Annotated in this window: 15 protein-coding genes; 10 read left to right on the forward strand and 5 right to left on the reverse strand. The window is 45.0% G+C overall.

All coding sequences use genetic code 11. The features are described from left to right. Positions 1-136 precede the first annotated feature (136 nt). The 8 genes from gltB (at position 137) to NDJ01_RS05585 (ending at position 10,774) form a co-directional block, all read left to right on the forward strand. A complete protein-coding gene (gltB, locus tag NDJ01_RS05550) occupies positions 137-4,600 on the forward strand; it encodes a glutamate synthase large subunit (RefSeq protein WP_258586410.1) in 4,464 nt (1,487 codons plus the stop codon). Positions 4,601-4,620: 20 nt separating this feature from the next. Then, on the forward strand, positions 4,621-6,033 hold the full coding sequence (locus NDJ01_RS05555; protein WP_005396322.1) for an FAD-dependent oxidoreductase: 1,413 nt from the start codon (positions 4,621-4,623) through the stop codon (positions 6,031-6,033). A gap of 91 nt (positions 6,034-6,124) precedes the next feature. Continuing rightward, a complete protein-coding gene (locus tag NDJ01_RS05560) occupies positions 6,125-6,553 on the forward strand; it encodes a DUF1499 domain-containing protein (protein ID WP_258586411.1) in 429 nt (142 codons plus the stop codon). A 63-nt stretch (positions 6,554-6,616) separates the two neighbouring features. Beyond that, positions 6,617-7,312 carry a 5'-methylthioadenosine/S-adenosylhomocysteine nucleosidase gene (gene mtnN / locus NDJ01_RS05565; RefSeq protein WP_005396324.1) on the forward strand — a complete coding sequence of 232 codons (696 nt, stop codon included), beginning with the start codon at positions 6,617-6,619 and terminating at the stop codon, positions 7,310-7,312. Positions 7,313-7,323: 11 nt separating this feature from the next. Continuing rightward, positions 7,324-8,277: a cobalamin biosynthesis family protein gene (locus NDJ01_RS05570; RefSeq protein ID WP_193447648.1), complete on the forward strand. Its 954-nt coding sequence runs from the start codon at positions 7,324-7,326 to the stop codon at positions 8,275-8,277. Next, the gene (btuF, locus tag NDJ01_RS05575; RefSeq protein WP_256965995.1) at positions 8,277-9,101 is read left to right on the forward strand and encodes a vitamin B12 ABC transporter substrate-binding protein BtuF; all 825 of its coding nucleotides are present in this window, start codon (positions 8,277-8,279) and stop codon (positions 9,099-9,101) included. The genes NDJ01_RS05570 and btuF overlap by 1 nt, the downstream gene beginning before the upstream one ends. 69 nt (positions 9,102-9,170) lie before the next feature. Then, entirely contained in the window at positions 9,171-9,791 is a 621-nt protein-coding gene (locus NDJ01_RS05580) for a TRIC cation channel family protein (RefSeq protein ID WP_005387377.1), read from the forward strand. A gap of 128 nt (positions 9,792-9,919) precedes the next feature. Then, positions 9,920-10,774, forward strand: a complete 855-nt coding sequence (locus tag NDJ01_RS05585) for a LysR family transcriptional regulator (RefSeq protein ID WP_258586412.1) — start codon at positions 9,920-9,922, stop codon at positions 10,772-10,774. Here NDJ01_RS05585 and NDJ01_RS05590 read toward each other — a convergent pair. Then, a complete protein-coding gene (locus NDJ01_RS05590; protein WP_005396424.1) occupies positions 10,716-11,495 on the reverse strand; it encodes a TSUP family transporter in 780 nt (259 codons plus the stop codon). The two genes, NDJ01_RS05585 and NDJ01_RS05590, sit on opposite strands and share 59 nt — an antisense overlap. 234 nt (positions 11,496-11,729) lie before the next feature. Here NDJ01_RS05590 and NDJ01_RS05595 point away from each other — a divergent pair, with 234 nt between their 5' ends. After that, the gene (locus NDJ01_RS05595) at positions 11,730-12,521 is read left to right on the forward strand and encodes a hypothetical protein (RefSeq protein ID WP_258586413.1); all 792 of its coding nucleotides are present in this window, start codon (positions 11,730-11,732) and stop codon (positions 12,519-12,521) included. Further along, entirely contained in the window at positions 12,518-12,940 is a 423-nt protein-coding gene (locus tag NDJ01_RS05600) for a hypothetical protein (protein WP_074192040.1), read from the forward strand. The genes NDJ01_RS05595 and NDJ01_RS05600 overlap by 4 nt, the downstream gene beginning before the upstream one ends. Before the next feature lie 529 nt (positions 12,941-13,469). Here NDJ01_RS05600 and carB read toward each other — a convergent pair. The 4 genes from carB to mutT all read right to left on the reverse strand — a co-directional run bounded on the left by carB (position 13,470) and on the right by mutT (position 19,659). Beyond that, the gene (gene carB, locus NDJ01_RS05605; RefSeq protein ID WP_047009081.1) at positions 13,470-16,703 is read right to left on the reverse strand and encodes a carbamoyl-phosphate synthase large subunit; all 3,234 of its coding nucleotides are present in this window, start codon (positions 16,701-16,703) and stop codon (positions 13,470-13,472) included. Between the two features lie 16 nt (positions 16,704-16,719). Beyond that, positions 16,720-17,859, reverse strand: coding sequence for a glutamine-hydrolyzing carbamoyl-phosphate synthase small subunit (gene carA / locus NDJ01_RS05610; protein ID WP_017821483.1), 1,140 nt, complete (start codon positions 17,857-17,859; stop codon positions 16,720-16,722). A gap of 481 nt (positions 17,860-18,340) precedes the next feature. After that, positions 18,341-19,150: a 4-hydroxy-tetrahydrodipicolinate reductase gene (gene dapB, locus NDJ01_RS05615; RefSeq protein ID WP_258586414.1), complete on the reverse strand. Its 810-nt coding sequence runs from the start codon at positions 19,148-19,150 to the stop codon at positions 18,341-18,343. A 110-nt stretch (positions 19,151-19,260) separates the two neighbouring features. After that, entirely contained in the window at positions 19,261-19,659 is a 399-nt protein-coding gene (gene mutT, locus NDJ01_RS05620; RefSeq protein ID WP_005396433.1) for an 8-oxo-dGTP diphosphatase MutT, read from the reverse strand. Between the last annotated feature and the right edge of the window lie 164 nt (positions 19,660-19,823).

The following is a 19,823-nucleotide window of genomic DNA, read 5'->3' on the forward strand; positions in this document are numbered from 1 at the left end:
ATGTTAAATATTTCACAGCTTTTATTGAATAAATATACATAAAACCATAAAGATGACGCATATTCAGTCATCACTATCAACGTAAGCAGTGTTGATATATCTGTCGGGATGACGGATAAGCAAAGGGAGAATTGCAATGGCTCTTTATGATCCAAGTCTTGAGAAAGACAACTGTGGATTTGGCTTGATCGCGCATATGGAAGGCGAACAAAGCCACAAGCTGGTTCGTACAGCAATTTCTGCACTTGACCGAATGACCCACCGTGGTGGTATTGCCGCCGATGGTAAAACCGGTGATGGTTGTGGTCTTCTATTACAAAAGCCCGATTCCTATTTACGTCTTATTGCCGAAGAAAATGGTTTCAACCTTGGCAAGCAATACGCCGTAGGGATGATTTTCTTCAACCAAGATCCGGTCAAAGCTCAACTCGCTAAAGACATCGTCAACAGAGAACTTGCGCAAGAGACGCTAACAGTGGCCGGTTGGCGTGAAGTACCAACTAATTCAGAAGTACTCGGTCCAATTGCGGCTAACTCGCTTCCAAATATTCAGCAAGTCTTTATCTCTGCACCAGCTGGTTGGCGAGAGCGTGACATTGAACGTCGTCTCTACATCGCACGCCGTCGCATCGAGAAACAAATCACCGAAGATCCTGATTTCTACATCTGTAGCTTGTCGACTCAAGTTTTGGTGTACAAAGGCCTGTGCATGCCTGCGGATTTGCCTCGCTTCTACCTTGATCTTGCTGATCTACGCATGGAATCCGCTATCTGTCTGTTCCACCAGCGTTTTTCTACCAATACTCAACCGCGTTGGCCATTGGCTCAGCCGTTCCGCTATCTTGCTCATAACGGTGAGATCAACACCATTGAAGGTAACCGCCAATGGGCGCGCGCGCGCGCTTACAAGTTCTCGTCACCACTGCTGCCCGATCTTCAAACTGCAGCACCATTTGTGAACGAGACAGGTTCAGACTCCTCTAGCTTGGATAATATGCTGGATCTCTTCTTAGCTGGTGGCATGGATATCTTCCGCGCCATGCGTATGCTTGTGCCGCCTGCATGGCAAAACCATCCAGATATGGATCCGGATCTGCGGGCGTTTTACGATTTCAACTCCAAGCACATGGAACCATGGGATGGCCCAGCAGGTATCGTACTGTCCGATGGTCGTTATGCTGCTTGTAATCTAGACCGAAATGGTCTGCGTCCTGCACGTTATGTAATTACCAAAGACAAGTTGATCACTCTGGCATCTGAGGTAGGGATTTGGAATTACGCCCCAGATGAAGTTGCCGAAAAAGGGCGTGTAGGTCCGGGTGAATTGCTCGTCATCGACACTCGTAAAGGTAAGCTTTGGCAGTCTAGCGAGATCGATAATGATCTGAAATCTCGTCACCCTTATCGCGAATGGATGGAAAACAACGTTCGCAAACTCACACCATTTTCTCAGCTACCTGAGGATCAAGTAGGCGAGCGCAGCTTTGATGAAGACTTACTTAAGACTTATCAAAAGCAATTCGCGATGACGAACGAAGAAGTCGACCAAGTTCTGCGTGTACTCGGAGAAATGGGCCAAGAAGCCGTTGGTTCTATGGGTGACGATACTCCAATGGCAGTGCTCTCCTCAAAAGAGCGCTTGGTAACTGACTACTTCCGCCAGAAGTTCGCTCAGGTCACCAATCCACCGATCGATCCACTGCGTGAAAAACACGTGATGTCACTGGCGACCAGTATCGGTAAGGAAATGAATGTCTTCTGTGAAACCGATGGCCACGCGCATCGCGTAACATTTGATTCGCCTGTACTGCTTTATTCAGACATGCAGCAACTGCTCGAGCTTGGTGACGATCACTACCGTAATACCATTCTAGATATCAACTACGACCCACAAGAGAAAGATCTTAAACAAGCCATTAATGATCTCTGTGAGCAAGCAGAGCAAGTCGTACGTGAAGGCACGGTTTTAGTGGTACTTTCAGATCGCGCTTTGGTCAAAGGCAAGTTACCAATTCCAGCGGCAATGGCAGTCGGCGCCGTTCAAACTCGTTTGATTGATGCGAACTTACGTTGCGATGCCAACATTGTAGTCGAAACCGCAACTGCACGTGACCCACACCAATTTGCTGTCTTGCTTGGCTTTGGTGCGACTGCAGTTTACCCATACCTTGCTTATGAAGCGTTAGGTAAACTGATTGATGATAAGGCACTAGAGAAAGACTATCGCGATGTGATGCAGAACTACCAATACGGCATCAACAAGGGCCTGTATAAAATCATGTCAAAGATGGGGATCTCAACCATCGCCTCTTACCGCTGCTCACAACTGTTTGAAGCAGTTGGCTTGAGCCAAGATGTGGTCGATCTGTGTTTTAAAGGCGTCACAACTCGAATTGAAGGCGCGAATTTTGACGACTTCCAACAAGATCTTACAAACTTATCTCGTAAAGCATGGGCGAAGCGCAAATCGATTGATCATGGCGGCTTGTTAAAGTACGTCCATGGAGGTGAGTATCATGCTTACAACCCCGATGTTGTCGGCACGCTGCAACAGGCCGTTAAATCTGGCGAAAGTAACGACTATCAGAGCTTTGTTAAGCAGGTAAACCAACGCCCTGTTGCCATGCTGCGTGACTTAATGTCGCTGAAAAAATCAGACTCACCGCTGCCACTTGAGCAAATAGAACCACGCACTGAACTGTTCAAACGCTTTGACTCAGCGGCAATGTCCATTGGCGCACTTAGCCCAGAAGCGCATGAAGCCCTCGCGACTGCGATGAACCGTCTTGGTGGCTATTCAAACTCCGGTGAAGGTGGTGAAGATCCTCGCCGTTTCGGCACTGAACGTAACTCGCGCATCAAGCAAATTGCTTCAGGCCGATTTGGTGTCACGCCTCATTACCTTACTAATGCGGATGTACTACAAATCAAGGTAGCGCAAGGAGCTAAACCGGGTGAAGGTGGACAGCTACCGGGACACAAAGTCACCGCAGAAATCGCCAAGCTACGTTACTCCGTGCAAGGGGTGACGTTAATCTCCCCTCCTCCACATCACGATATTTATTCTATTGAAGATTTGGCCCAGCTGATCTTCGACCTTAAACAAGTCAACCCGAATGCGCTGGTTTCGGTAAAACTCGTCTCCGAGCCAGGTGTTGGCACCATCGCAACGGGCGTAGCCAAGGCTTACGCTGATCTTATTACCATTTCGGGTTACGACGGTGGTACCGCAGCAAGCCCATTAACTTCGGTAAAATACGCTGGTAGCCCTTGGGAGTTGGGGTTGGCAGAGACACAACAAGCACTGGTTGCTAATGGTCTGCGTCATAAGATCCGCCTACAGGTAGACGGTGGTCTAAAGACTGGTTTAGACGTAGTTAAAGCCGCAATTTTAGGTGCAGAAAGCTTCGGTTTTGGTACCGCGCCAATGGTTGCTATGGGTTGTAAGTTCCTGCGAATTTGTCACCTCAACAACTGTGCAACAGGGGTTGCGACTCAAGACGAAACGCTGCGTAAAGAGTACTTCAAAGGCTTACCTGAAATGGTGATGAACTACTTCACCGGACTGGCAGAAGAAGTGCGCGAGCTGCTTTCTGAGCTAGGCGTTGAAAAACTGACTGACTTGATTGGTCGTACCGATTTACTTGAAGCAGTAGAGGGCTTTACCGCGAAGCAAACCAAATTGGATCTATCCAACATTCTAGAAGCTCCCGTCTCGCCTGAAGGTCATCCACTGTTTTGGACGGAACCAAATAAACCGTTTGATAAAGCTGAGCTCAATCAAAAGATCATTGATGATGCCATGCATTCGGTAGAAAACAGCCAATCGGCAAGTTTCTTCTACAATGTCATCAACACTGATCGTTCTGTGGGTGCACGCTTATCTGGCGAAATAGCGAAGCGCTATGGCAACCAAGGTTTGGCAGCTTCCCCTATTAAAATCTACCTTGACGGCACAGCCGGCCAGTCGTTTGGCGTTTGGAATGCGGGTGGCGTAGAGCTTTACCTCACAGGTGATGCGAATGACTACGTAGGGAAAGGCATGGCAGGCGGCAAGATCGCCATAAAGCCTCACTTAGGTACAGCGTTCAAGTGTCATGAGGCCACCATTATTGGTAACACGTGTTTGTACGGCGCAACGGGCGGTAAACTGTTCGCAGCCGGTAAAGCGGGTGAACGTTTTGGGGTACGTAACTCAGGTACGATTGCCGTCATTGAAGGTGCGGGAGATAACGCTTGTGAGTACATGACTGGCGGTATTGTTGCCATTCTAGGTGCAACAGGCGTGAACTTTGGTGCAGGTATGACCGGAGGCTTTGCCTATGTTCTGGATGAAAACCAGAGCTTTGAAGGTCGAGTCAATACAGAATCCGTCGAAGCCATTTCATTGTCCGATCTATACATCCACCAAGAGCATTTGCGCGGCCTGATTGCGGAACACCTTGAAGAAACAGGGTCGAGCCACGCAGAAAATATTTTGGCGAACTTTGATGAATGGATTCCAAAGTTCTATTTGGTGAAACCACAAGCGGCAGATCTTCGCACGCTACTTGGTCACCAGAGCCGCAGTGCCGCTGAGCTGCGCGTTCAAGCACAGTAATCATGGAGGATGTTTGAATCATGAGCCAGAACGTTTATCAATTTATCGATGTGCAGCGCGTAGATCCGGCCAAAAAGCCGATCAAAGTTCGTAAGATCGAGTTCGTTGAAATCTATGAACCGTTTACTAAGCAACAGGCGACTGCACAAGCGGATCGCTGTTTAGATTGCGGTAACCCATACTGTGAATGGAAGTGCCCAGTACACAACTACATCCCTCAATGGCTAAAACTGGCAAATGAGGGACGTATTCTTGAAGCTGTTGAGCTATCGCATCAAACCAATAGTTTACCTGAAGTATGTGGACGCGTTTGTCCTCAAGACCGTCTATGTGAAGGTTCATGCACGCTTAATGATGACTTTGGTGCCGTCACCATCGGTAATATAGAAAAGTACATTACCGACAAAGCCTTTGAAATGGGCTGGAAGCCAGATATGTCCAAGGTGGAGTGGACCGATAAAAAGGTCGCAATCATTGGAGCTGGCCCAGCAGGCTTGGCAGCCGCTGATATCCTAGTGCGCAATGGCGTTAAGCCAGTCGTGTTTGACCGCTACCCAGAAATCGGCGGACTACTGACTTTCGGTATCCCTTCGTTCAAGCTTGAAAAAGGGGTAATGGAAAATCGTCGCCGTGTGTTCACTGAAATGGGCGTCGAGTTTCGCATGAACGTGGAAGTCGGTAAAGATGTACAAATGCAAGATCTAATCGATGAGTACGATGCCATTTTCTTAGGCGTTGGCACCTATAAATACATGCGTGCAGGACTAGAAAATGAGGATGCGCCGGGTGTATATGACGCGCTGCCATTTTTAATTTCGAATACCTACAAAGTCATGGAGCTTGAGAACAACCAACCTTTTATCGACATGGCAGGAAAGAAAGTGGTCGTGCTTGGTGGTGGCGATACCGCAATGGACTGTGTACGAACCTCTATTCGCCAAGGAGCCTCCAATGTGATTTGTGCTTATCGTCGTGACGAAGCCAACATGCCTGGCTCTCGTCGCGAGGTAAAAAACGCGAAGGAAGAAGGCGTGAAGTTCATGTTTAACCTGCAACCACTCGGTGTGGAGGTCGACGCCTCAGGTAACGTATCGGGCGTTAAAGTGGTAAAAACTGCTTTAGGTGAGCCCGATGATGCAGGTCGTCGCAGACCAGAACCAGTGGAAGGCAGTGAACATGTATTGCCTGCGGATGCCGTGATCATGGCATTTGGTTTCCAGCCACACAAAATGGACTGGTTGGAACCGTATGGTGTCGATTTAGACCAATGGGGACGTATCAAGGCACCTGTTGAGCAAGCGTTCATGTACCAAACCAGCAATGCGAAAATCTTCGCTGGCGGTGATGCGGTCCGTGGCTCAGACCTCGTCGTAACCGCCATTGATGAAGGGCGAAAAGCGGCAGAAGGCATTCTTGATTACCTAGAAGTCTAATCACAGCTAACATCACAAAAAGGATCCTATTATTGGATCCTTTTTCTTTTGTATCCATATAATTAGAAGCAAAATTATAAGAGTAAATACAATGAAAAAAGCCGCTCTCCTTTCCATCACTTTGCTCGGCTTAACCGCTTGTAGCCAAGGAGTCACAACCATGACGGATCGTTCTCAATCACCTTGTGGTGACAAACCAAACTGCGTCTCCACTCAAGATACGCGTGCAGAATACAACCTAACGCCATTCACCCTGACTGATTCAGCGAACATCGATGCTATTGAGCAAATTGCACTTGAACTGCCAGGTGCGAAAACAGCGGTGAAAGAAGGCAACTACATACGCGTAGAGTGCACATCTAAAATCATGCGCTTTGTGGACGATTTAGAACTTAAGGTAGAAGGCGATCAGCTGATTGTTCGCTCAGAATCTCGTGTTGGCTATTCAGACTTTGGCGTAAACAGAAAGCGCGCCGAACAATTACGAGAAAAGCTCACTCAAGCTAAGCTCATCAAATAGAAAACTGCTCACGGGGAGTGCTATACTCTCGGCCAACTAAAATATTTACCGAAAGAGAGTGTTATGAAAGTTGGTATCATCGGTGCGATGGAACAAGAAGTCACCATCCTGAAAGAAGCAATCACAAACTGCAAAACCGTAAATAAAGCGGGTTGTACGTTTTTCTCTGGTCAAATTAATGATGTAGAAGTAGTCGTACTACAATCAGGTATCGGTAAAGTTGCAGCTGCAGTAGGCACTACCATTCTTCTTGATGAATACCAGCCAGATGTTGTGATTAACACAGGCTCTGCTGGTGGCTTCGATTCAAGCCTAAATCTAGGTGATGTTGTTATCTCAACAGAAGTTCGTCATCACGATGCAGACGTGACCGCTTTTGGTTATGAAATTGGCCAAATGGCTGGCCAGCCTGCTGCATTCAAAGCGGATGAAAAGCTAATGGATTTAGCAGAAAAGGCACTAGCGCAAATGGAAAACACTCATGCAGTTCGCGGCCTGATCTGTACTGGTGATGCATTTGTTTGCACCGCTGAACGCCAAGAGTTTATTCGTAAGCACTTCCCATCCGTTATCGCGGTAGAAATGGAAGCATCTGCTATCGCTCAAACTTGTCACCAATTCAACACGCCGTTTGTTGTTGTGCGCGCAATCTCTGATGTCGCTGATAAAGAGTCACCAATGAGCTTTGATGAGTTCCTACCGCTAGCAGCAAAAAGCTCTTCTGAAATGGTATTCAAAATGCTGGAACTCATTAAGTAAACGACTCATTCATGGAAGAAGTTTTTCAGTCATTTTATGCCAACGGTGCGCTCCTTATTATGTGGGGCGCACTGCTCTTTCACCTTATTTTACCAATCCCCCGTTCATCGCATCCCATCACTTTATGGCGAAAGTTAGCTGAGAACCTCGCCAACAAAGTGAATAATAATCACAGTTACTCACAGAGCCTGACCTCCGGCAGTCTTGCATTGGGCTTGATGCTATTGCCTTGCTTGATCTTGCTGATTGCCGTGGAGCCATTCGTTTGGCAAGTGCCTTTATACGAACTAGTGCTATTGATCATTGCTTTGGACTGGCGCAACAGCGAAGCCTTAACGAAACAACTCGTCACAAGTATGTCGAGAGAAGACAAAGCTCAGTGCCGACAATTACTAAGACCATACCTTAATCGCGATACTGACAGCCTCTCGATCATCGGCATAGGTAAAGCAAGCTCAGAAGCTGTGATTATGGGATACAGCCGCAACGTAATCGGTGTGTTATTTTGGTACGCACTAGCAGGTGGTATTGGTGCGTTAATGTATCGACTAGCCACAGAGTTAGCTCGAGTTTGGTCCCCTAGCCGACGCCAATATTTGCCCTTTGGTAAACCTGCCGTTCAGCTGGTTGCCGCTCTGGATATTATTCCACTTCGTCTCTTTGCCATACTTTTAGCTGTAGGAAAGAACGTAAGCAATGTGCTTTCTGGTGTACAGCAACAAGCGAAGTCTTGGCCACTACCCGGGCCCGCCTGGGTGTTGTGTACCATCGGACACAAACTACAACTCTCTTTATGCGGCCCTGCTATCTATCAAGGTATACGTGCGGAACGCGCAAAAATCGGTGGACGAATCGCCCCATCGGCTATTCACCTTTCACAAATACATACGCTGCTCGTTTGGCGAGTCTTCGTTTGGATAGCTATCCAAAGTCTGCTTTTAGGAATGATTTATCAAGGATTATGATGAATAAACTATGCTTCGCATTAACGCTGTTTGTTTCGACAGCGACCTTCGCCCAAACACCAGCGCAACGCATTGTAAGTTTAGCTCCGCATGCCACTGAAATTGCCTTTGCGGCAGGGCTAGGAGACAAGCTTGTTGCTGTCAGCGAAATGAGTGATTATCCAGAGCAGGCAAAGCAGCTGGAAAGAGTCTCTAATTACCAAGGAATTAAATTAGAGCGCATTATTGCTCTTCAACCGGATTTAGTCATTGCTTGGCCGGCAGGAAACCCGGCAAAAGAGCTGGAGAAAATTAAACAGTTCGGCATTCCTATCTATTATTCCACTACAGGCTCACTGGAAGATATCGCCAATAATATCGAGCAGCTAAGCCAATACAGCGAAACCCCGCAAATAGGACAAAAGGCCACTGAAGATTTTAGAACGCAACTGAATACACTAAAAGAGAAGTACAACACGCACGAGAAAGTTCGTTACTTTTATCAGTTGAGTGAAAAGCCTATCATCACTGTCGCCGGGAAGAACTGGCCAAGTGAAGTCTTTACTTTTTGCGGTGGTGAAAACATTTTCGCAGCATCCAGCGCGCCTTATCCTCAGGTCAGCATCGAGCAGGTCATCACTCGCCAACCAGAGGTTATTTTTACTTCTCGTCACGCAATGAGTAATGATGGTATGTGGGCAGAGTGGAGCAATGAGCTTCCCGCACTTAGAAATAAACACATCTGGTCTCTAAACTCAGATTGGATTAACCGCCCAACCCCACGCACACTAAATGCGATCACAGAAGTGTGTGAGCACTTTAAAAGCGTTCGTCAAAAACGCTAACGATTTCGTGGCAAATACCGTACAATTTCCGCCCATTTTTTCTCACACTATATAAAGGTACTAAGTAACATGGACTCCATGCTGCTTTATATGATCGATTTGTTCGGTACCGCTGTTTTCGCTATCTCTGGCGTGTTACTGGCGGGCCGTTTAAAAATGGATCCATTCGGCGTTATCGTTCTCGGCAGTGTGACTGCTATTGGTGGCGGAACAATCCGAGACATGGCGCTAGGTGCCACTCCTGTATTTTGGATAACAGATACTACGTACTTATGGGTGATATTTGTTACGTGTCTACTAACCATGCTTGTTATTCGAAGACCCAAGCGACTCTCATGGTGGGTATTACCCGTTTGTGATGCCATCGGTCTCGCTGTATTTGTGGGAATTGGAGTAGAGAAGGCACTCGCCTACAATGCATCTGGAATGGTCGCTGTGATAATGGGGGTTATTACTGGCTGTGGAGGTGGCATTATACGAGACGTGCTGGCTCGCGAAGTTCCTATGGTATTAAGAAGTGAAGTCTACGCTACGGCATGTATTATTGGCGGCATCTTCCATACGATGGCGGTAAACATGGGTTATGACCACTCAACGGCTTTACTCGCTGGTGTAATCTCAACGCTCATTATACGTCTCGGTGCTATTCGTTGGCATCTATCCCTGCCAACTTTCGCAATTAACCGTTAAACACAAACAGCATCACTCATCATCGAGTCGACCAAGTGTCGGCTCCTCTCATTTATACTCATTTGATTCGCCAATTCTTGTACAATTCGCTAAATTATTTCAACCATTCCTAACTTTCATTAATTATTATGTTGCTTGAAGGTATTGAGACGTTACTTGTCCTCAGTAAAGAAAAAACCATGAGCCGTACGGGCAGCCAACTCTATATTAGTCAATCTGCGGTGAGTAAGCGCATTTCGAATCTAGAGAAGAAGTTAGGAAAAAAATTGATTGAGCCAAGTGGTCGGCATATAAAGCTGACCTCCGATGGCCTCGCGCTCATCAACACGATCGAGCCAACGTTCAATGAGTTAAGAGGTCAGATCTATGATCAGCAAGAAATAGAAGATACTTCTTTGATCAAGATAGACTGCTCTGAAACCTTAGTCGCTGGATACCTTAGTGTGATCATGGCAGAACGCTTTGCTCATGACCAGTACATACGAATATCGACCAATCATACACCACGCATTATTGAGAACGTCAAATCAGGTAAAGCGACACTGGGATTCTGTGCCGGTTATTTACCGTCTCATCATGGATTAATGAGCCTTCACCTCGCTGATGAACCTTTTTCAATCGTCAGTAGATACCCACTTTTGCAACTACCCAAAGCCATTTTGACCAATGACTTAACCAATCCTGCCAACACTTACCAACAAGCTATTTTGTCAAAATACGGAATTGAGCCTTTGATGGAAATGGATTCATACACTGCGGCAGCACAACTGGCTTTGGGCGGAATGGCTCCCGCTTTAATTCCTAAATCTATCCTGAAGACACTTAATATCACATCCAAGTTCTGCTATGACTTTGAAGAACTAGGACAGTTAATTCGACCAATACATATCTGCTTGCGCCACAGCACATATCGCAGCGAACGAGTTAAAGCACTGACAAAATCCATTGCTGATGTTGTTGCCAAAGAAGTTTCGTTGCCATGAGCATCGACATCACAATAACTAGAGGGCGAATCCATTTTTGCCCTTTACTTACCACGACCTTCGCCCCTAACTGAGCACCAAGAAAACCGCCAACAGCCATGGTTAAACCGAGCTTCCACACTGGTAACCCTGCTAAGATAAAAAAGAGTAGTGCCGCGATGTTTGACGTAAAATTGAGGATTTTGGTTCTAGCTGTGGCTTCGACCAAAGAGAAATGACCTAGTGCAACAAAACAAACAGTAAAAATAGATCCAGTTCCAGGGCCAAAAAAGCCATCATAGAAACCGATCCCCCCACCAATGCATAGCGCAAACATCGCTTCAGATAACTTTGGTTCTCCATCGATTTTTCGCGTACTTGGCGCGAGTAAAAAATAGAGGGAAATGGCTATCAAAAGAACAGGGATCAAACTGGTGAGTACGCTAGCATCAATAAACTGCACAGCCTCGGCACCGATCGCTGCACCGATAAAAGTACAGAGTATCGCGAAACGCATTTCCTTTAGGCTGACAATACCGTTACGCACGAAATACCAACTAGCAGAGAAGCTGCCAAACGAACTTTGTAACTTGTTAGTTGCTAGAGCTTGAGTAGGACTCAACCCCGCAGCCAAAAGCGCAGGGAGCGTAATGAGTCCTCCCCCCCCAGCCATCGCATCAATAAAGCCTGCGGCAGTCGCAACAAAAAATAGGGCCAACAAAATCTCAACCGTGATTTCCACTACACATCCTTTTTGAAGAGGTATCAAAGAGGAAGAAACGGTAGCACTTATTCACAAAACTACCAATGGAAAGTCAAGACACCAATCTATTCCTAATTTTCATCTTTGTGAAATTTTCATTTTAGTTTCACAAAAAAAAGATACATGCCTCAAGGATACGAATGAAATAGTATTTTCATTGTGTCAGCCGTGTAGGCAAGGTCATAATAAAATTATGGTTTCAAGGAGAAAACGATGTACCCTGCAATACAACAAGACTCAAGTAGCAATACCAAAGAAGTACATATAGTATCAGTAAGCGTACTTGATGACTTAATTAACAAAAACATCAAAAGGAAAGGTGTTACTGAAAAATGGAAAGTTATCAAAAATAAACTAGAAAATACTGCAAACTATTACACAACAGCCGATGATCTTATATTTTTAACAAAACTAGCGAATAATCTAAGCGGAGCAACAAACCCTGTCCATATAAATTACTATTCTGGCCAACCACATTTTGTCTTTACGGGGACACCGGCCCTGAGAATAAAGTTAAGTGCTTTGGGTTCTCATGCACCGACTCCAACAATTACTAACTTTGCTGTAGGTCCAAAAAGTGCTATCCAGTCTATTAAAAGTGGAACAATTATTACAATCGTACTAGTAAGCTCTTTTAGAGCAATGGAACACTTCTTTTCGGAAAAGAATAAATCAACATTACTGAGTTTGTTTGGCACAATAACTAGTGACATCCTAAAGTTAGGAATTTCATCCGCAATTGCTGCAATTGCTGTAAAAGGAATTTCTGGAGCTACTACTATTTTCGCTCTAACTTCTGGCCCATTATTTTTAGCTATAGGTATAAGCTTGGTTATTGGGAGCATATTAAATCATATAGATAAAAAGCATAATATAACAAAAAAATTCAAATTAACATTAGAGAAAAAACTAGATGAATCAATAAAAAATGAAATAAATCAAGAAGAAGCAAGAATAAAAAATTTAATTGGTTCTACATATATAAAAAATGGAATGTTTTTATGAAAAAAGAAGACAACCTAGATCTAACATCAACATTTTTAACATCACTGTTATTCCTTTCTCTAGGATTGTTATGCATTTATTTTTTTTACAACGATACCATAAATAACATAAAAGACATATATAACGAAGAACGTATTATAGAAATTTCTCAGGGATCATTTTATGGGTTATTTGGAAGCTGGGTATTTATATCTATATTTATTCTTTTAATTACTGTGTTTTTAAAAAAAAGAAAATTATCATATAAGAAAGAAGGCATGTTCATTAAAGTTATAATTTCTTTTTCAATTATAACAATTATAGCACCAAGTGCATTTGTGTTTCTCACTAAAAAACACTTAACAAATCAGGGTTACTCTGTTTCAATTGATAAAGAAGACTCCTGGCTACAAGATAAGGTTTATATTTTCAAAAAATAAACTTCAATTTATGTTACATAAAAGAAATTAAAATTTGAGAAAAAATTCAATTAGCATAGCGAACATCTCAATAAGTGTATGTTTATACTTGGCATTGACTATTGGTCTGACTATTAGCTTAAGCATTTGGAATGACTGGTTTTCTTTTACTCAACACATTGATCTAGATACGTACCTTCTTACATTGGGAGCTATTACGGTTGTTGTTGTATGCATTCCAAACATCCTGACAATAAGCAAAGGATTAAGTATTGCTGCAAAAATAAACTTAATCACTATCTCTTTTATCATTCTTACCTGCAGTATCAACTTTGTTGTAGCAAGTGGTAGTACTATTTCTTCATCTTTAGGAACATTGCTTGCCATAATTAGCTTGATGATCTTCAAAAGCGAAGCATACCAATCGTTCCTAGCACATTTTAATACTCTTCATTTTAGAAAAACCTCGATATAAAAAAGCCCGCTCAAATGAGCGGGCAATGAGGTTGTCATGTAAGCCCTGATTAACGAGCTTACTGATTTTTATCTGTTACGCGTCTAGACTCGCTTTCACTTTAGCATGTAACTCTTGAACCGAAGTTACTGACGCTTTTGCGTCTGCAGTGTGAGACATACATGTAGCGAACGCTGCGTTCAGTGTCGTTGTGTAGTTCACTTTTTCTGCCAGTGCACCGCGGCGTAGAACTTTCGAATCTTCAATCGCTTGACGACCAGCTGCCGTGTTTACGATGTAGGTGTATTCGTTGTTCTTGATGCGGTCAAGAATGTGTGGACGACCTTCGTGTACTTTGTTTACCAAGCGTGGGTTGATACCCGCTTCGCCCAGAATCACAGCAGTACCGTGTGTCGCATCCAACTGGTACCCCAGTTTCACTAGCTTAGAAGCCAGGTCAACAACACGCTCTTTATCGCCTTCACGTACTGACAGTAGCGCACGACCACCTTCAGGATAAACCGCACCACAACCTAGCTCTGCTTTCGCGTAAGCTTCTGCGAATGTTGCGCCAACGCCCATTACTTCACCTGTTGAGCGCATTTCTGGGCCCAATAGCGGGTCAACGCCAGGGAACTTGTTGAACGGCAGAACCACTTCTTTCACTGAGTAGTAAGGAGGAATAATCTCTTTAGTAAAGCCTTGTGACTCTAGAGATTGACCCGCCATTACACGTGCAGCGATTTTCGCTAGAGGTGCACCTGTCGCTTTCGATACGAATGGAACCGTACGAGCAGCACGAGGGTTCACTTCGATTAGGTAAACGTCGTTGTCTTTCACAGCAAACTGCGTGTTCATCAAACCGCGTACACCGAGTTCGAACGCCAGCTTCTCAACTTGCTCACGCATCTTGTCTTGAATTTCCTGACTTAGCGTGTATGCAGGCAGTGAACATGCAGAGTCACCAGAGTGAACACCGGCTTGTTCGATGTGTTCCATAATACCGCCGATAACGACGCGTTCACCGTCACAGATAGCATCAATATCAACTTCGGTTGCATCATCCAAGAAACGGTCTAGTAGAACTGGAGACTCGTTCGATACGCTTACTGCTTCATTGAAGTAGCGACGCAGGTCTTGCTCGTCGTATACGATTTCCATCGCACGACCACCGAGTACATAAGATGGACGAACAACTAATGGGAAGCCAATTTCTTTCGACTTCTCAACCGCTTGCTCCATCGTTGTTACTGTCGCGTTTTCTGGCTGAAGTAGACCTAAACGGTCAACAGCGGCTTGGAAGCGTTCACGGTCTTCCGCACGGTCGATAGCATCTGGGCTCGTACCAATGATTGGAACACCGGCCGCTTCTAGAGCACGAGCCAGTTTAAGTGGCGTTTGACCACCGTACTGAACAATCACACCTTTTGGTTTTTCAACGCGAGCGATAGACAGTACATCTTCCAGAGTTACTGGTTCGAAGTACAGACGATCAGACGTATCGTAGTCAGTAGATACCGTTTCTGGGTTACAGTTAACCATAATGGTTTCGTAACCGTCTTCACGCAGCGCAAGTGATGCGTGTACACAACAGTAATCGAATTCAATACCTTGGCCGATACGGTTTGGACCGCCACCAAGAACCATGATCTTGTCTTTGTCTGTTGGGTTTGCTTCACACTCTTCATCGTAAGATGAGTACATGTAAGCCGTATCAGAAGAAAACTCTGCGGCACACGTATCCACACGTTTGTAAACCGGGTGAATATCAAACTGTTCACGAGCACGACGAATTTCACTTTCAGCGACACCAAGCAGTTTAGACAAGCGCGCATCAGAGAAGCCTTTACGTTTCATCTGGCGAAGCACTTCTTTGGTCAAACCTGCGTAGCCGCCCGCCTTGACTTGCTCTTCGAGTTTTACGATTTCTTCGATTTGAACCAGGAACCAACGGTCGATTTGAGTCAAGTTGAACACGCCGTCAACTGACATGCCAGCTCGGAATGCATCGGCGATGTACCAGATACGCTCGGCGCCTGCTTCTTTAAGTTCGTGACGAATCTTAGTCAGTGCATCTGGTGCTTCTAAATCGACCATCTCGTCAAAACCAGTTGCGCCAACTTCTAGACCACGAAGTGCTTTGTGAAGAGATTCTTGTTGGTTACGACCAATTGCCATTACCTCACCAACCGATTTCATCTGAGTAGTCAGACGGTCGTTTGCGCCAGCAAATTTCTCGAAGTTAAAGCGAGGAATCTTAGTTACGACGTAGTCGATAGTTGGTTCGAATGATGCTGGTGTTGCACCGCCGGTGATGTCGTTTTGTAGTTCATCCAGAGTAAAGCCAACAGCAAGCTTCGCGGCAATCTTAGCGATTGGGAAACCTGTTGCTTTTGACGCTAACGCAGAAGAGCGAGATACACGTGGGTTCATCTCAATGATAACCATACGGCCATCTTTCGGGTTGATACCAAACTGTACGTTTGAACCACCTGTCTCAACACCGATTTCACGCAGAACCGCTAGCGATGCATTACGCATTAGCTGGTATTCTTTGTCAGTCAGTGTCTGTGCTGGTGCAACCGTGATTGAGTCACCCGTGTGGATGCCCATTGGGTCAAAGTTTTCGATTGAACATACGATGATACAGTTGTCCGCTTTGTCACGAACGACTTCCATTTCGTACTCTTTCCAACCGATTAGTGACTCATCGATAAGAAGTTCGTTGGTCGGAGATAAGTCCAGACCGCGACGACAGATTTCTTCGAACTCTTCTTTGTTGTACGCGATACCACCACCAGTGCCACCCATGGTGAACGATGGACGAATGATACAAGGGAAGCCAACCATATCTAAAACTTTGTAAGCTTCTTCCATGCTCTTCGCTGTATCTGCGCGAGGACACTCAAGGCCGATAGACTTCATCGCTTTATCAAAACGAGAACGGTCTTCCGCTTTGTCGATTGCATCTGCAGTTGCGCCGATCATCTCTACGCCGAATTCTTCTAGTACGCCGTGTTTCTCTAAGTCTAACGCACAGTTAAGTGCAGTCTGGCCACCCATGGTTGGCAAAACTGCATCTGGACGCTCTTTTTCAATGATCTTGCGTACCACTTCCCATTGGATTGGCTCGATGTAAGTCGCATCAGCCATCTCTGGGTCTGTCATGATCGTTGCTGGGTTCGAGTTAACCAGAATAACTCGGTAGCCTTCTTCACGAAGTGCTTTACAGGCTTGTGCGCCAGAGTAGTCAAACTCACATGCCTGACCGATAACAATCGGACCAGCACCAAGAATTAGAATACTTTGAATGTCAGTACGTTTTGGCATTATCTACTACTCCGAATTAAGCGCTGTGTTTTTTGATTAGTTCGATAAAGTGGTCAAATAGCGGTGCCGCGTCATGTGGACCAGGGCTCGCTTCTGGGTGACCTTGGAAGCTAAATGCTGGCTTGTCTGTGCGGTGGATACCTTGCAAAGAGCCATCAAATAGCGATACGTGAGTAGCACGTAAGTTTTCCGGTAATGTTGCTTCATCTGCCGCAAAGCCGTGGTTTTGCGAAGTGATCATCACAACGTTACGCTCTAAATCTTTTACTGGGTGGTTTGCACCGTGGTGACCAAACTTCATTTTCACCGTTTGCGCACCTGATGCTAGCGCCAGAATTTGGTGACCTAGACAAATACCAAAAATTGGCAGGCCTTTTTCTAGGAACACTTTGGTTGCTTCAATCGCGTAAGTACATGGTTCTGGGTCACCAGGGCCGTTCGATAAGAATACGCCATCTGGATTTAGTGCCAGAACTTCTTCCGCTGACGTTTCTGCAGGTACAACCGTTAAGCGGCAGCCGCGGTCAACCAACATTCGTAAGATGTTGCGTTTTGCGCCGAAGTCGTAAGCGACAACGTGGTATGGCAGCTCGCTGTCATCTTTCGCCTCTGGAAGTCCACCTTCAAGCGTCCACGAACCTTGCTTCCATTGATACGCTTCTTTTGTTGTAACTTCTTTCGCAAGGTCCATTCCTTTTAAGCCTGGGAATTCTTTTGCTTTCGCTAGTGCCAAAGCTTCGTCTAGGTTGTTGCCCGCAACAATACAGCCGTTTTGAGCACCTTTTTCACGCAGGATACGAGTGAGCTTACGAGTATCGATATCAGCGATGCCAACGATATTTTGAGACTTAAGATAATCAGAGAGGGATTGTTCGTTACGGAAGTTAGAAGCGATTAGAGGAAGATCGCGAATCACAAGGCCTTGTGCATGAATGGAAGAGGATTCTTCATCTTCGGAAGTGGTTCCGGTATTGCCAATGTGAGGATAAGTGAGAGTGACGATTTGCTGAGAATAGGAAGGATCAGTGAGGATTTCTTGATACCCCGTCATCGAGGTATTAAAAACGACTTCACCAACGGAAAGACCATCTGCCCCTATGGACACTCCGCGGAACACTGTCCCATCTTCTAGGACCAACAGTGCTAATTTACCCAAGACAACCTCCAGAATAAAAATGCAAAAAAAATAAATCAAACTGCAAACATGCCTTCCTTTACCTATAAAATCTACATAAATAGGTATTTCAGACAAATTGGCGGTATTCTAAAGTTGGACTCGAAACCTGTCAACCTACAATCAAAAATAAATGATTAATTTCTAGCGAGTAAGGTCATTTTGAATCAGTAAGGCCCAAAAAGATAACTTTTACATGCTATTACATAGAGAGGCATAGAGGTTTAATGAATTTTACAAATTTGAACTTTTTAGAGATCACAAAAAAGTATGAGCTTTTCACGCAAACGTTCACCCGACAAAAAAGACATTAGTTTTTAGACATCAAAACCCAAAAAACCCACAAATCAACCAAAACAACAACAAAAGTAAGCACCAAAACACTTTCTGTTAGAATCATTTCATTTACAAATAATTCTATAGATATAAAAAAGCCGGCTACCGCCGGCGAATAATTATGTATTTAGAGTTCATTCAATCCCAAAACATCTGTCATGGTATAAAAGCCCGCTGGTTTGGCACTCAACCAAACAGCGGCCTTGACGGCGCCATTAGCAAACGTCATACGATCGGTCGCTTTGTGCGTTATCTCCACTCGTTCCCCGATATCAGCAAACATGGCTGTGTGCTCACCGACAATATCGCCAGCGCGAATTGTAGCAAAGCCGATCTCATCTTTAGTACGTTCACCTGTGATACCTTCTCGCGCATAGACAGCTACATCATTCAGCTTGTTTCCCATCGCACCAGCAATGGCTTCGCCCATCCCGATAGCGGTACCAGAAGGAGCATCAACTTTATGACGATGATGTGCTTCGACAATCTCAACATCACAGTAGTCGCCCATCACTTTGGCTGCTTTCTCAAGAAGCTTAAATACTAGGTTCACACCAACAGAGTAGTTAGGAGCCATGACAACAGGCACTTGCTTAGCGGCTTCGTCAATCAGTTCACGCTCTGCATCACTGAAACCAGTCGTCCCAATCACAATACTCTTTCCATGCTTCTTACACAGTTCAAGATTCGCCAACGTACTTACTGGGGCAGTAAAATCGATGATTACATCAAAATTATCGACGTCTTTAGCAAGATCATCCGTTAAGAGCACATCGAATTTACCTTCACCACAAAGCTCACCGATATCGACGCCGACAAGTGAAGACTCAGGTCGTTCTGATCCCGCGCTCACTGTCGCTTCAGGATTAAGGTGTGAAGCTTTAACCAAATTGCGGCCCATTCGGCCAGCTGCTCCTGCGATTGCAATACGAACCATTGCGCTTTCTCTCCTTCTCTGGATAACGAGGTTTGCTCTCGTTCTCTCGTTTCGCTTAATCTGTTTAAACTAACAACATACCGTGGTTACCACAAGCAAGTTCATCGAGCTTAAGCAAACTCTTTTACAACACGCTCCAAGATAGGTACGTTCGCTTCAGGAAAGGTGTAGTCGCCCAATTCGCTGATTTCAACCCAGCATCCTTCTTGACCTTCTCGACCGTAAGGCTCATTACTGAATTGAGATACTGTAATAAAATCAAACTTGAGTGATTTGTCTGGATAGTCGTATTCCAAATGTTCAAAAGGGGCTTGCTCAATAACTTCAATTCCTACTTCTTCTTCGAGTTCTCTTGTAATTGCAAGCTCAATGCTTTCTCCCGGCTCGACTTTGCCACCCGGAAACTCCCAAAACCCGCCTTTGTGCTTATCATCAGGACGCTTTGTAATAAAGATCTTTGATTTATCTTGGTTAAAAATAATTGCCGCGACTATGTGAATTCTTTTCATGGGGATTCCTAACTCTCAAGACCGTTGTACTTTACTATTGTGACAACGAGCTTCTACATCTCAAAAACTTTCTGACCTATCAAACTTATGGAATTTGATAGCCAAAGAATTTATTTAAAAAAAGAGTCGCCTAAGCGACTCTTTGATAAATAATCCGACTAACA

The organism is Vibrio sp. HS-50-1 (assembly GCF_024747315.1).
GTDB classification, from domain to species: domain Bacteria; phylum Pseudomonadota; class Gammaproteobacteria; order Enterobacterales; family Vibrionaceae; genus Vibrio; species Vibrio diabolicus.

Coding starts and splice junctions, on each gene's coding strand:
- NDJ01_RS05555 (WP_005396322.1), top strand. CDS start 4,621: ATGAGCCAGAACGTTTATCAATTTATCGATGTGCAGCGCGTAGATCCG.
- NDJ01_RS05595 (WP_258586413.1), top strand. CDS start 11,730: ATGTACCCTGCAATACAACAAGACTCAAGTAGCAATACCAAAGAAGTA.
- NDJ01_RS05585 (WP_258586412.1), top strand. CDS start 9,920: ATGTTGCTTGAAGGTATTGAGACGTTACTTGTCCTCAGTAAAGAAAAA.
- NDJ01_RS05580 (WP_005387377.1), top strand. CDS start 9,171: ATGGACTCCATGCTGCTTTATATGATCGATTTGTTCGGTACCGCTGTT.
- gltB (WP_258586410.1), top strand. CDS start 137: ATGGCTCTTTATGATCCAAGTCTTGAGAAAGACAACTGTGGATTTGGC.
- NDJ01_RS05600 (WP_074192040.1), top strand. CDS start 12,518: ATGAAAAAAGAAGACAACCTAGATCTAACATCAACATTTTTAACATCA.
- mtnN (WP_005396324.1), top strand. CDS start 6,617: ATGAAAGTTGGTATCATCGGTGCGATGGAACAAGAAGTCACCATCCTG.
- mutT (WP_005396433.1), bottom strand. CDS start 19,659: ATGAAAAGAATTCACATAGTCGCGGCAATTATTTTTAACCAAGATAAA.
- dapB (WP_258586414.1), bottom strand. CDS start 19,150: ATGGTTCGTATTGCAATCGCAGGAGCAGCTGGCCGAATGGGCCGCAAT.
- NDJ01_RS05570 (WP_193447648.1), top strand. CDS start 7,324: ATGGAAGAAGTTTTTCAGTCATTTTATGCCAACGGTGCGCTCCTTATT.
- NDJ01_RS05560 (WP_258586411.1), top strand. CDS start 6,125: ATGAAAAAAGCCGCTCTCCTTTCCATCACTTTGCTCGGCTTAACCGCT.
- btuF (WP_256965995.1), top strand. CDS start 8,277: ATGAATAAACTATGCTTCGCATTAACGCTGTTTGTTTCGACAGCGACC.
- carB (WP_047009081.1), bottom strand. CDS start 16,703: ATGCCAAAACGTACTGACATTCAAAGTATTCTAATTCTTGGTGCTGGT.